The sequence below is a fragment of the Archaeoglobus sp. UBA230 genome (genome assembly GCA_002507545.1).
Lineage (GTDB): Archaea > Halobacteriota > Archaeoglobi > Archaeoglobales > Archaeoglobaceae > Archaeoglobus.
The window spans coordinates 91,715-104,797 of the sequence record DAVR01000004.1; the positions used below are offsets into that span (position 1 = coordinate 91,715).

15 protein-coding genes are annotated in these 13,083 nt (G+C 44.5%); 2 read left to right on the plus strand and 13 right to left on the minus strand.

All coding sequences use genetic code 11. The features are described from left to right. Position 1: 1 nt before the first annotated feature. The 10 genes from BP688_RS01710 to BP688_RS01755 all read right to left on the minus strand — a co-directional run bounded on the left by BP688_RS01710 (position 2) and on the right by BP688_RS01755 (position 7,460). A complete protein-coding gene (locus tag BP688_RS01710) occupies positions 2-1,876 on the minus strand; it encodes a type II/IV secretion system ATPase subunit (RefSeq protein WP_290597250.1) in 1,875 nt (624 codons plus the stop codon). 74 nt (positions 1,877-1,950) lie between these two features. After that, a complete protein-coding gene (gene arlH / locus BP688_RS01715) occupies positions 1,951-2,685 on the minus strand; it encodes an archaellum protein ArlH (RefSeq protein WP_290597249.1) in 735 nt (244 codons plus the stop codon). 12 nt (positions 2,686-2,697) lie between these two features. After that, complete coding sequence (locus BP688_RS01720; protein ID WP_290597248.1) at positions 2,698-3,180, minus strand: hypothetical protein; 483 nt, start codon at positions 3,178-3,180, stop codon at positions 2,698-2,700. A 5-nt stretch (positions 3,181-3,185) separates the two neighbouring features. Continuing rightward, positions 3,186-3,674 (minus strand): flagellin, encoded by a 489-nt coding sequence (locus BP688_RS01725; RefSeq protein ID WP_290597247.1) that lies wholly within the window; start codon positions 3,672-3,674, stop codon positions 3,186-3,188. 34 nt (positions 3,675-3,708) lie between these two features. Further along, the gene (locus BP688_RS01730; RefSeq protein WP_290597246.1) at positions 3,709-4,491 is read right to left on the minus strand and encodes a hypothetical protein; all 783 of its coding nucleotides are present in this window, start codon (positions 4,489-4,491) and stop codon (positions 3,709-3,711) included. 38 nt (positions 4,492-4,529) lie between these two features. Beyond that, positions 4,530-5,138, minus strand: a complete 609-nt coding sequence (locus BP688_RS01735) for an archaellin/type IV pilin N-terminal domain-containing protein (protein WP_290623214.1) — start codon at positions 5,136-5,138, stop codon at positions 4,530-4,532. An 11-nt stretch (positions 5,139-5,149) separates the two neighbouring features. Continuing rightward, positions 5,150-5,791, minus strand: coding sequence for an archaellin/type IV pilin N-terminal domain-containing protein (locus BP688_RS01740; RefSeq protein WP_290597244.1), 642 nt, complete (start codon positions 5,789-5,791; stop codon positions 5,150-5,152). A 99-nt stretch (positions 5,792-5,890) separates the two neighbouring features. Next, on the minus strand, positions 5,891-6,490 hold the full coding sequence (gene trmY / locus BP688_RS01745; RefSeq protein WP_290597243.1) for a tRNA (pseudouridine(54)-N(1))-methyltransferase TrmY: 600 nt from the start codon (positions 6,488-6,490) through the stop codon (positions 5,891-5,893). Further along, positions 6,487-7,071, minus strand: coding sequence for a cytochrome c biogenesis CcdA family protein (locus BP688_RS01750; RefSeq protein WP_290597242.1), 585 nt, complete (start codon positions 7,069-7,071; stop codon positions 6,487-6,489). The genes trmY and BP688_RS01750 overlap by 4 nt, the downstream gene beginning before the upstream one ends. A 32-nt stretch (positions 7,072-7,103) precedes the next feature. Next, complete coding sequence (locus BP688_RS01755) at positions 7,104-7,460, minus strand: YlbF family regulator (protein ID WP_290597241.1); 357 nt, start codon at positions 7,458-7,460, stop codon at positions 7,104-7,106. 220 nt (positions 7,461-7,680) lie between these two features. Between BP688_RS01755 and BP688_RS01760 the strand changes: the two genes are divergently transcribed. Continuing rightward, the gene (locus BP688_RS01760) at positions 7,681-8,502 is read left to right on the plus strand and encodes a hypothetical protein (RefSeq protein WP_290623216.1); all 822 of its coding nucleotides are present in this window, start codon (positions 7,681-7,683) and stop codon (positions 8,500-8,502) included. A 4-nt stretch (positions 8,503-8,506) separates the two neighbouring features. On the opposite strand, the gene radA is transcribed toward BP688_RS01760, so the two are convergent. After that, complete coding sequence (gene radA, locus BP688_RS01765) at positions 8,507-9,511, minus strand: DNA repair and recombination protein RadA (RefSeq protein ID WP_290597240.1); 1,005 nt, start codon at positions 9,509-9,511, stop codon at positions 8,507-8,509. Between the two features lie 58 nt (positions 9,512-9,569). Here radA and BP688_RS01770 point away from each other — a divergent pair, with 58 nt between their 5' ends. Further along, entirely contained in the window at positions 9,570-10,130 is a 561-nt protein-coding gene (locus BP688_RS01770) for an HD domain-containing protein (protein ID WP_290597239.1), read from the plus strand. Here the strand turns inward: BP688_RS01770 and BP688_RS01775 are convergent. Continuing rightward, a complete protein-coding gene (locus BP688_RS01775; protein WP_290623219.1) occupies positions 10,068-12,023 on the minus strand; it encodes a type II secretion system F family protein in 1,956 nt (651 codons plus the stop codon). The two genes, BP688_RS01770 and BP688_RS01775, sit on opposite strands and share 63 nt — an antisense overlap. 4 nt (positions 12,024-12,027) lie before the next feature. Further along, positions 12,028-13,083 (minus strand): type II/IV secretion system ATPase subunit (locus tag BP688_RS01780; protein ID WP_290624482.1); only part of this gene is annotated, 1,056 nt, incomplete at its 5' end.

Sequence of the window (13,083 nt, forward strand, 5' to 3'; positions counted from 1 at the left end):
CTCACACTTTAATGCTAAGTAGTCCACTCTTGTATATCTTTGAAATTGCCTTGAAAAACTCGTAAAAGTCTCTAACACCCTCTTCATCAAGCTTTTTCAGAATCTTAGCTCGTTTTTCCACTTCTTCATAAATCAGCTTTTTCTTATTTGGTGGAATTCCAAGCCTTGTGGCTATTTTTTGCTCTAAAATATACGAGCTTCCGTATCCTGTAAAAACGTGAGTATCAGTTACAGGGTCCCACTGGAAGACCTCAATAAACGATACACCACCCTTCTGAGGGTTGTAGCCAACAATCTCGCTAACGCTAAGAACCCTCCTGACAAGCTTTCCATCCGGTCTTCTCACAGCACTCTGAATAACCACAAAGTTCAGATTGTCAATAAACGTTTTTGGAACACTGATTGGTTCTGTAGTCAATCTCTGAATGAGCTTCTCAACCGTTGCAGCATGGAATGTTGACATGACTGGGTGGCCTGTCTGCATAGCTTGGAATGCAATATTACCCTCAACACCTCTGATCTCTCCAACGAGGATGTAGTTGGGTCTCTGCCTCAATGCAGCCTTTAGAAGGTCAAACATTGTAACGTCGCTGGTTCCGCCACCTTCCCTAATGCCCCCCGCTCTTGTGCTACCTCTGGTTACCTCCCTAGTCCAGTTTTTATGGGGTACCTGAAGTTCGGGAGTGTCCTCGATTGAGACAATCTTCGCCTCAGGTCTTATGAAGGCCGTGATAGCGTTTAGTAGCGTTGTCTTACCGCTCGCAGTTTCACCACAAATGAATCCACTCATACCTTCGCTGATGAGTAGCCAGAGATAGCCAGCAATCATGTAATCGAGTGAACCAAATTCGATGAGCTGGAGAACACTGAAAGGCGTCTCGTTGAACTTTCTGATGGTGAAGTTGCTTCCATTCTTGCTGATGTCGTTTCCAAACACAATGTTAATTCTGCTTCCATCAGGAAGAGTTGCATCCACAATTGGATCTTTATACGTGACAGGCTTACCTATTCTTTCTGCAAGTCTTATTATGAATTTGTTAAGGGTTTCTTCATCTCTAAACTCTATTACACTCTTCAATCCTTTGAATATCTTGTGCTCTATGAATATCGGACCCAATCCACTACATGAGATATCCTCAATATACTTATCCCTGATGTACGGCTCAAGAATTCCGAGACCAACCTTGTCCCTGATGAGGGCATATTCCAACGCTTTATACTGCTGAGGGGTCACCTTTAACTTATCTCTAAACCCATTCTTTCCGTTTCTACCAAAGAAGTTAAGTTTGAGCTTTGGTATCAGTCTAATCTCGGCTCGTGTGTTTTCTATAAAGTTTTCCTCCTCCTTGTCGGCAATTTCACAGACTTCTCTGAGCGCCTCTTTCAGTATTCTGATTTTCTCTTCATTGTCTTCTGGATCAAAGTCAACATCTGTGATATAATCCACCAATCTGGTCTCTACCTCTTTAAGCAACTCATCAACGCCAGTCAGTAATGTTGGCTCTATTGGAATGTAGAAGTTCCTCATATCGTTTTTGTCAGGGTAAACATGGATGTAAATCTGTTCGTCAGCTGGATAAATGAGGTTTGGTCTGTCCATATCGCCATGCTTTTTCCTATCCAACTTGGGAACATACTTGGGTATGCCTATCTTGTCGAGGGGGAGAATATGGAGATACTCAAGGAGGTGAAGATTTTTCTGTACTTCCTTTTTCATCCTGTCTGGCAGTAACTTGTAAATCCCACATGTGGCCATATTCGTGTGGTCATGCTCCTCTTCAAGCGGTCTCGGTTTGAAGGGGAAATTAGCCACTACTCCCTGCTTTAATCCTTTGGGTTTGAAACTGAAATCTATTTTCGCCGATTCTGCCGCCATACTTACTCCCCCTCATTATTATTGTAATCGTAATTAACTACTAACTCTATGCACCTCATATTTGATATACTTTACTATGCTCTTGCCTCCGAAATCGGTATTATCTTCAGTCCAAATCCCGGATGGACTTCGAAGCTCACTATATTTCCTGTTGTCTTCTTTGCACCTCTTATTTTAGCCACTTCAAGCACGCTGACGTACCTATCCCCAACCTGTTCTTTCCTGAGGAACAGATGACAATCGCATGCTGATCTAATTCTCACAAGAGTGTCTTCTTTGAATGCATGCTGGTGCAGAGTAATGAGAACCGTCTTTCCACTATCACATAGATTTTTTAGCTTTGTTAAAAACTCCAGAACGTCATCTTCTGTGGAATAAGTTGTGAACATCGTTAGGGAGTCAATCATCACAATATTCTCTCTTATTGCCTTTATGTGATTAGCAACGAGATTCAAGATACTCTTCATCTGTTCAGTACTCCACTCTATTCCCTCAAGATGCATTGGAAAAACTCTCAGATAACCCCACGCATAGAAATCTGATACGTCAAGGCTTAAAGATTCCATTTGCCTTAGGAAGCTCTTTATCGTGTTTTCTGTGGTATAATATGCGATGTTATGACCACTCATCAACCCCCCATATACGAACTGTTGACAGAGAACACTCTTTCCCGTGTCATTTTCTCCTTCTATGAGAGTTAGAGAGCCAAGTGGGATGCCCCCACCAAGCCTCTTGTCTATCTCGGTGTTTCCACTTGAAAGAATCTTTTTCTTTTTCTCCTCCTCTAAATCCATCAAACTTTCAACCATTTCACCACCCCCTTATGGAATTGTGAATTCATAACTATCACAAACTGCATTTGGTGTGCATAGTAGAAGGACGTAAGTTCCATTTTCAAGCGGCTGCGTAAGGGTTGATCTGACCTCGGCCACCTCCTGCGGATCGAAAATTCCCGGGTTTATCAACTCACTGATTATATTATAGCTCGTCGAGTTTAGATAGATTGCAATCCTCCTGCCACTCTCAGAGTTGCCATAAACAATACAATCAAAGCCAGTGAAATCAGGATACTTCTCCTCTCCAGAATTCTTGAAGAATGCTAAAATTTGCTGCGTTGAGTCGTTATAACTAACGCTCAAAATTGTCATATCGCTCTTGAGCTTTTTAACTGCTATCTGTACTGCTTCTTTGTAGCTTTCGACGGAATATTCTGCAATAGTCGTGCTCCCTGCAAGGAAAGTGTATGCCACTGTAATTATTATTGCCGAGACCATTATCGCAGCAACCACTGTGTCGAAGCCCATTGACATCACCACGAGAAGTAATCGTTCGCCCTTACACCGTTGTAGAGGACGAAGGTCAGCAGGTACTCGTCCTGAGGCATTTGAGCTACATTAATGTTCTCGACGGCAAATTTCAGAGTCTCTCCCTTTTCCCAGTAATTGTCGCCGTCACCGTTCTCTATTGTGAACGAAACATCTGAATCAGATCCAGTGTAGTGAAGATACGCAGAATTCGAGGTAAAGAATATGTCGCTCAGACGTATTAAATCAGTATCAAGCCTCGTACTCCCCGTATTTTTCACCCAGAAATACACATTGACAGTGGTGGAAGTGTTTGTGACTTTGATGAAAATTATCTCCATGTCGGTTTCGACTCTCTCATTTAAATTTCCTGAAACTGAGGTATAAGAGTGGGCTAAATCCTTAACTGCTGGTAGAATGACCATTATGGCAGCCGTAACAGCTACCACTGTTGCGATCATCAGGATCGATGTTGATATCACCTCCCTTGCCATTGTTATACCTCAACGCAGCCGCTCTCACAGGCTCTCACAGCCTCTTTTCGAGTATCAAGCTCAGCAGCTTAGAGTCCATACTTGTGTCCTGTGGGTTCATGAGTTTGTGCAGTCTGTAAAGTTCAAGCAACATGTCCTCGAATCCGTCGTTCAGGGCTATCAGTTCTGCCAGTTTTGTGACAAAGTCCTTTGATTCCTCTGTTATATATCCTGCAGCCTCAAACACATCCAGCATCGTCCTGAGAGAGTCAATGCTGTACTTCTCAAGCATTCCTTTAACCCATTCCATCAGATTGAACAGTGTAACAATGTCGTATCTCGTGAACATCTCTACTCTCTGCATTTTCTCTTCTGTTCTGTCTTCAATTCTCGGTTCAGCCTCTACCTCACTCTCCTCCCTACAAACCCCAACCTGAGGCTGCAAGCTATCACCCTCTACCTCCGGCACCACCTCCTCAAAACTTTCTTTATGCCCGGCAACATCATGTTCATCCTCCAAACTTTCTTCCTCCTCTTCTCCAACTTCCTCTTCCTCTTCTTCTTCCAGACTCTTCTCAGGCTCAGGAATTACAGCGGGAACAACCTGTATCTGTGGTTGTTGCACTGCTGACAAAGCTCCTTCAGCAAGATTTTGCAGGTTCTGGAAGGGGTTTTCAAGGTTGTTGAGCGTTTCCCTCAAATCCAATAACAATTTTTTAACAGACCCTTTGAGGACGTCAAGCTCTTTCTCCAGTTTGTCAATTCTGCTCTCTGGTGTGTCAGCTTCAGCACTTGCGAGAATCTCATCAATCGCTGCCTGATCAACAGTCTCCTGCATTCTATCACCTCTAAAAAATTTAAAAAATTGTTAAAAATTTACTTAAGCAATACCATTACGTTGTCGATGCTTGGTGGAGCCTTGAGCTCGATCGGATAGCTTGCACCTATTGGCGGCTTAACTTCAATTATGAAGTCATCGTTCGGGTTGATGTCAAAGCCCGCATCTTTCAGATAGACTGTAACCTCTGCCTTCTCGAATTCCTCAAGGTAGTTGTCCGGATTGCTGCCCTGCAGGCTGTAGACCCAGTTGACGTAATATTCGCTGGTCTTGGTTAGCTGGCTTGAGTTAATTTCGTATGACAGTTCCTTGTAGTCACCATCTGCCGGAACAAGCACTGTGATTATCGTCTTGTTGAGGTCGATTGGCTGTCCACCGGCAGCGAGCTGCAGGGTGAAGGTAACGTAATCTATATTGTTTGTTGTGGTATTTCCAGTAGCCACGATGCTACCAACAAGCTCCATGCTGCTTGTCGCCTGCTTAACACCTGTATGCACAGTCTCCTGACCCTTCTGGGTTGCGAAGAAACCAGCTCCGAGCAGCACGTAGCTGAACACTGCTGCAACTGTGACGAATGCTATCAGCACGATCGCAGCTTCAAGGCCCGTGAAACCCTTCTCATCTTTACCAAATCTCAGCCACCTCATGGTACATCACCTCAGATGTATGTCAGACTTGTAAAGCTCGGTGGGAGCGTCTTGGTTATTGCCAGCGGTGCACCGATGGGTGGTCGGACTTCAATTGTAACTTCCTCGTTCGGATTCAGCTGGCCTATGTTGTTGCTCCAGTCGGTCAGTGTGACGTTTATTACTATCTTGTACTTTTCATTCTGCTCAACTACGTTATCGTTATCTCCCACTACATTTTCATACCACCACGGGCAGCTTGCTCCTCCGCTACCCGGTGCGCAGTTATTTTCGTCATAGAACAGCTGCTTGAAACCATCATCGGTCGTTATGGCTATAGATGTCTTGTTGAGGTCAACAGGAGAACCGCCAGCAGTCTGTGTTACGTAGAAGTAAACTTCACCGACCTGACCATTGGATCCAGTGCTCCCACCCTTGGCGGTTGTACAGTCCAAGTAGATGTACTGCCCATCCAATGTCAGGCTGCTCGAAGCCTGCTTTACTCCAGTGTCAACGACCTTCTTTGACTTCTGTGTGGTGTAGAAACCGGCTCCCAGCATGACGTAGCTGAACACTGCCGCAACCACTACGAACGCTATCAGCACGATGGCAGCTTCAAGCCCTGTAAATCCCTTCTCATCCCTTCTTATTTTCAAAATTTTCCCTCTTCTCATCCCATCACCTCTCACCATCTTCAAAAAACTCTGATAAATGACAATATATAAGAATTTTCTTATATGTTGAAATTACTTTTTTCTAAGTTGAAATTTCCTTTATCTAATTTCAAAAAAGCAAGTTCTTCTGTCAAGCTCATAGTGGACTATAGTCACGCACTGCTCTGCCATAAGGGAGATATCGGACAGCTTCACCTTGGCAATGGCATACTCCTCCACAACCCCTTCCTGTTCTTCTGTCAAACCCTGATGGTCCCCTATAACAAAAAGAGGATCAGAAGGTATATTTACTGACTGTATGTCTGTTCCATCTTCCTTCAGATAGATAATCGAGTAACGATTGCTCAACTCGTCAAGTAGGAGTTCAAGACTCTTTCTCGCCACGTAAACCCCAGAGTGAACTTCAGCCCAATCTCCACCGCACTCAATCCCGAGAGCCTTTCTTATGTGTCCCGCAACGTTTCTCTCATCAGGAGACATCCTTTTTACTTCTTCTCCTCTAACCATTACCACCTTTGGCGGTTCAGGTGGGCCAAGTAAAAGAAGGTAAACTTCAACGTCCTTCCTTATGCCGTGTGAAATGAATAGGGCTTGAGAGGTGCAGCGGCAAAGAATATCCATTCTTCCCGCACCGGGTATGTCATTAAGGTTGAAGGGCTTGGTGAAAGCTTTGTTTCCAACAATTAAAAATCCTCTCACCACACCACCCCTGAAAGCGTAAAGTATGCAAGATATATCAGGATGATGACCCCAGCAATCTTTTTTATAGTTCCATAATTTGCCAGAACAAATTTCTCTCCCGCTCTGAAAACTGCAGCAATCGTGACAGCCATTCCAAGTCCATAAGACACCATCACAAAGGGATTTTCAGATAGCAGCGTCTGGCTTAGGGCAATTCCCGCAAAGGGCAAGATGCAGGGGAGCCAGAGAAATGCGAGTAGCATACCAAAAAGAAAAGATGGCAGGGACTGGACCTTTAAAGAGGCTTTTGAAGTTAAACGAGATGTGAGGAGGAAAATTTTCTCTTCAAGCTCCTCTGAGAGCAGAATAAGGGAAAAGACGAGTAGAAAAATCATCGCTAAGGTTCTGAAAAAGAGATTGAAAACAAGAGAAGCGGTAAAGCCAACAATTACCATGCTGAAGGTAAGTCCTACCACTATTAAAGCTGCATCCCTCGCTCTACCCCTCGACCCGGCAAAGATGAGGGGGAGGACGGGAAGCACACATGGTGAGAAAACAGAGATTATACCGAGGGCAAAGGCCATCAACATTTCGAGCATAAAAATTGAGAAAAGAGACTTAATTTAAATATTCATCTTCTGTAAACTTCGCCGATATCCAACTCTATTTTCTCGCTTATCAGATCAACGATTTCACCAACCACCGAGAGCAACCTGTTGTAGGATTCTATGAACCTGACAACACTTTCTCTCGCATTCAATTTTGACTGTAATTCTGTTAGCTCGCCAAGTAGATCTTGATCATACTCACCCGAAAGCTGCTTGGTCACAAAATCCTGCTGCTTCTGCTGAAACTCAACAAGCAGCTCCTGCGCTACATCATCCTCTTTAAGCAGCTTCTCCATTTCAACAAATTCCTTATACTCTCCCAGCTCCTTAATACTCTCAGCCAGCTCAATAGCCTTAGCTTTTATTCCTTCATCCAACATTCAAACCACCTTTTTTAATTTCAAGCACTCTTTTTACACACTATATTAATTTTTCCCTATTCTGAAAAATAATTCACAGCAGTCCTTTAAAAACTTAAAAGTTTTAGCCAATTTTTTAAAGCGTAATAAACTCTAATAAAGCTTTAAAATTAATTTAGAGCTCGTAAAGCGAAAGTTTCCTTATATTTTTTGAAGTTCAAAGTCTGATTGGTGATGCGAGATGTTGGGCAGAAGGTTTGGCAGGTTCGCAGCATTGCTGGCACTGCTGGCACTTGTGATGCCAGCGGTGATGGCAGCAGGGAATGAGAGTGTGTATGGGGAAAAACTGAGAGAAACTGCAGAGGTGTTTAAGAAAGTGAGAGAGTGGCACAGGTTTGGAATAGTGTTGAACAACGATACGCTTGATGAGGCAAGAAACCTTGGGATTGCGATGGTTGAGTTCGGCATAGCTTCTCTTGAGAGTATAAAAGATAGGTTTGAGGATAGCAACCTGAGCATGAAGGATGAGATAATTGACGAGATAAACGAGCACATTACAGACTTGGTCAACGCTAAGGAAGAGATAGAAGATGTCGATACTGTCGAGGAACTCAAAGAAGCGATGAGAAACGCAAGAGAACTGTGGATAGACGCAAAGGTCTCACTTCAGAAGAGCATTATTATTGCAGTACTCGACAGGCTTGAGACCTTCGTTGAGAATGGGGAGAAGCTTGAGGAATTTGTTGAGGAAAAGACTGTAGAGTTCCAGGAGAAAGGAAAGGATACCACAATGCTTGAGAACTGGCTTGAAGACTTCAGAGAAGACAGAGAAAACGCATTAGAAAGAATAAGTGAAGCAAAGGAAAAGGTGATGGAAATAGAGACACCATATCAGGGATTTGAGGCGATGAAGGAGGTTAGAGAGGCTGTCAAGAATGCTGTTGAACACACTAAGGAGTGTGTCAAAGACCTCAAAGAGATAATCAGACTGATCAACCAGTATGGCGATGTTGAAGATACTGAGGAGCTAATGGAAGTTGTGGAAGAGGTTGTTGAAGAATAAATTTTTATTTTTTCTTTCTTTTTCTTTTCTGCTCTTCCTCCGCGTCCTCTATACCCCTCTCCGTTACCTTGAATATTGCCTCTCCCTCCGGAAGATGGGGTGAGTCAATTAATCTTGCTATTCTCAAATCTCCCTGACTTTTCTTGAGGTAAACTCTAAAAGTTGCCGTGTGGGCGACAATATGTCCACCAACGGGCTTCGTCGGATCGCCGAAAAGAACATCGGGTCTTGCCATAACCTGATTTGTCACGACGATGGCTGCATTGTAGAGTTCACCAAACTTCATCAGATCGTGCAGATGCCTGTTCAGCTTCTGCTGCCTATCCGCCAAAGTCCCTCTGCCGACGTATTCCGCTCTAAAGTGGGACATCAGCGAGTCAACGATGATCAACCTTACAGGCTTGCCTTCCTTCTTGAGCTTCTCTGCCAACTCCTTGGCATTGTCAACCAAGAGCATCTGATGGTTTGAATTGTAGGCTTGTGCCACGTAGATGTTTTTCAGAACCTCATTCCCATCCAACCCCTTTGCTTCTGCCATCTGGATGATCCTCTCAGGTCTAAAGGTGTTCTCTGTGTCAATAATAACAGCAGAGCCATTCAGTCCACCCTCTTCTTCAGGAAGCTGCACATTTACGGCAAGTTGATGGCATATTTGTGTCTTACCACTCCCAAACTCTCCAAAGAACTCTGTTATAGCCTGAGTCTCAACCCCCCCACCCAGCAACTCATTGAGGTCTTTGCTCCCGGTCGTTATTTTCTTCACACTTTTCCTTCTTTCAAATACCTTGTCTCCACTTTCAAACCCGCCGATATCAGCGAGTTTTCTTGCCGCCTGAATGATCTTAGCAGCATTCCCTTCCGAGATGCCTGCAGCGCTTGCCAGTTCAGATGGGGATGCAACAGCAACTGCTTCAATTGTCGAAAAACCTGCATCTCTCAATTTTCTCGCCGTTTCCTGTCCTACACCGGGTATATCCTCAAGATCCACAATTTTGGATTCTTCACTCATTACCATCCTTAAGGCACAATCCATTAAATTTTTTTGGTTATAATCAGAAAATCCCCTCGTGTCATCTCACGATGAAAAACACGTGGAGAGGGTGGTAAGACTGGCAAAATTTATCGCCAAAAAGGAGGGTGCAGACCTTGATGTCGTTCTCACAGCAGCAAGGCTCCACGATCTTGTGAGGGATTGTAAAAACCACGCTATCGAGTCAGCTGAGAGGGCAAGGGAGATTCTTAAAGAGATGGGGAGAGAAAAGGAGTTTATTGAAGCTGTAGTCCATGCTATCGAATCCCATTCTTTTTCATCGGGTATAGAACCGAGAACGCTCGAAGCCAAGGTGATCAGCGATGCGGACAAGCTCGATGCAATTGGAGCAATTGGTGTGGCGAGGGCTTTTCTTTACAGTGGAGAAAGGGGGAGAGGGATTGAAGAAACCTTGAAACATTTTGAAGAGAAGTTGCTCAAACTCAAAGATTTGCTTTACACAGAAACCGCCAGGAATCTTGCAGAGGAGAGGCACGAGTTTCTTAGGCTTTTTTATGAGCAAATAAAAAAGGAGTTACATCAGCTGGAAACCGAAGAGAACACTGAATCCAATGTAAGCGATGACAAGCATTATTAGCGAATGCTTCGCTCCAGCACTCAAGCTCCCTTCACCCATAACTCCTGCGACCATCCCTGCAAATATTCCCTGGAATATTGCAGCATGCATGAACACATTTCTATAAAGGTTCACATCTACTCCCTGAAGCATCGAAAAACTTTGTCCTGTGGCCTGAACCTTTGCAGCACTTTCCGCAAGTGTCGAAAGAAATGTGGACGAGATGATGTATACGATTCCGATGAAAACGAAGAAGGCAATATAGACGATGACGACATACATGAACATATTGGTCATTCTTTCCCTTCTCAAAAGCTCTGCGCTCGTCGCATCCTTTGCCGAAATCATCAAAACCTCTGTAACGTTCCCGGTTGACTTCAGTGCTTCATTAAGCAGTGTCATCGTTCTCGAAATCTCGAAAACCTTAAGTCTGTTCGCAAATCTAACAAGGGCATCTGTTAAACTTACTCCCCAGTCCAGATCCGACTTGATCTTGCTAATCTCCTTCTTCAGTGGACTGGTGTCAGTTTTGGCAATCATGTTGATTGCTCTGTAAATGGGCATCCCACTCTCGTTCGCAGAAGCGAGCTTGCTCAAGAAAATTGGTGTAAGGCGCATGTATGTTTTTACACCTCTCCTTCCCCACTCGAAAAAGATGGCAAACATAGCGAGAATTACAATGAGTGCTATGAAGATATAGTCGTCAATGCTGAAGAACCAGTTCCTTAAGTCCATTCCGGGTATGTAGGGGTTAGAAAGGATACCGTAAACAACAATAGCTATCCCGATTGGGATGGAAAAGGCAAAGGTGTAGTAGGGCTTATCCTTTATAAGTTTGAGCGGATTTCTGAGCTTTTTCTTCAGCTTGTATCTGTTCACCTTCTTTTTGATTGCTTTTAATTCCTTATCGTCAAGTTCTGAAGACCTCCTCACATACACATACCTTTCCCTGAGTTCAGGAGGTTCTCCCTCTTCACCCGGAGTTAGCAACTTTATCACCATCGCAAACATAAAAGAGCCAATTGGAATCACGAAGTATATTATCGCAAAAATGGCTATGTCGTTGGTTTGTCCCATGACCGACATAACAGTCTGAATAATTATCAGGAAAAGCGGCCCGGCTACAAAGGCTGTGATATAGGTTTCAGCCATCAAACCAAGGAACTCAAGAAAACCTTTCTGATCCTGTCTTGCCCTTTCAAAGTAGAACTCTGCTCTCTCCTCAAAATACCTCGTGAGGTCCCCTCCACTGTCTATTATTGTTATCAGCCCGTGCAGAAACTCCTTGAAGTTCTCAGAGGGCGAGTTGTCAACTGCCTCTGCCAAAGCCGTTCTCAAGTCCTTTCCAAGCCCCTCCACCTCCCAAAGTATTCTCGAAGCCTCTCTCGAAACTTCCCCATAAACTTCGAAATTATCAGCAAGAGATTTTAGAATTTGCACAAGACTCATTCCGCCTTTGCTCAGCGAATACATGAATGTTATGGCATGTGGAAGAACCCTGTCTATCTTGCTCTTCCTATCACTTATGACTGTTGAGGGGTAAATTGTGAAAATAAGATTGCCAATGTAGTAAAGGATCAAAGTTATTCCTATGGCGAGAATTCCAGCATAGACAAAGGGACGGTAAAATAGCCAGTAGGTGGCAATCGGTTCTGGAAGGCGAACTGCAAACAAGGGGGGAATTCCGACAAACTTTATGAGTATGAAAGCCACTATCAACCCGAGAACCGCCCCTATGATGCCGAAAAGTAGAGAGAACATCCTTGCGGTTGCGATATACATTTCAGGGGGCATCGAAATCATGGCTTTTTTAAGAGACCTTTCAAGTTCGAAGTATTTCATCTCCTTTTTCCTAATTTCCTCTCCAAACAGCCTATATCCGAGGTAAGTTAACGAGTTTGCTTCCTTAAACATATACCTACCCCTCCGAAATCGCTCCAAGAATCTTATCCGGCTTGGTCTGGTAAGTGTGGATTATATTGCTGACTCTCTTGAAGTCTCTGATGTTGTGATTGAGCATGAACTCCAGCACCCTCCTTCTCCTCTCCAGCTCCTCGTTCAGCTCTCTCACACTCCAGCCTCTCTGCCTTCTTATCTCCTCCAAGGCTTTAGAGGTTCCGACCATCACGTGCTCATCCTTAACACTGTCCCACTGGAAGACCGTAGAGGTTCTGAGCATTTTTGTGTGCGCATCCAAGCCTACAATCTCAGCAATCTCTACGTTCCTCCTAACTCTTCTATCTCCAACGTAGGTCTGAGCCTGGATGCTGATGATGTCCAGAGCCTCGAGCATTGGCCTTGGCACTCCAATTGGTGGGTTTTCAAGTCTGTGAATTGCGCTGCTTATGCTGTCTGCATGCAGTGTTGAGTAGGTTGTGTGGCCGGTGGACATTGCCTGAAATAAAGTTAAGGCTTCCCTGCCTCTAACCTCTCCAACCACTATGTATTCGGGTCTCTGCCTCAATGCTGCTCTCAGCAGATCGTACATGTCAACGGCTCCCTTCTCTCCGTGGAAAGCATCTCTCGTCACACCGGGAATCCAGTTCTCGTGGGGGAGCATTAGCTCGCGGGTGTCTTCAATGGTGACTATCTTGGAGCGGCGGGGGATGAAGAGGGAGATGGCGTTCATTGAGGTTGTTTTTCCACTCGCAGTTCCGCCAGCGAAGATTAGGGATTTCTTGTTTTCAATGCAGAGCCAGAGGTATGCCATCTGCTCGCTGCTGAAGGTCTTCCAGGCGATTAGGTCTATTGGTGTTACAGGTTCTTCTCTGAACTTTCTGATGGTGAAGGTTGAGCCGTGATCTGTCACTTCTCTGCCCAGAGTCATCTGGATTCTGCTTCCATCCGGCATTGTTGCATCAACCATCGGTTCAGCGATGCTGATGTGCTTTCCGCATTTCTGGGCGAGGTTGACAACGAAGGAGTCGAGCTCGTCTGGCTCTTCGAAGATGATGTTTGTGCGGAGGTTTGTGTA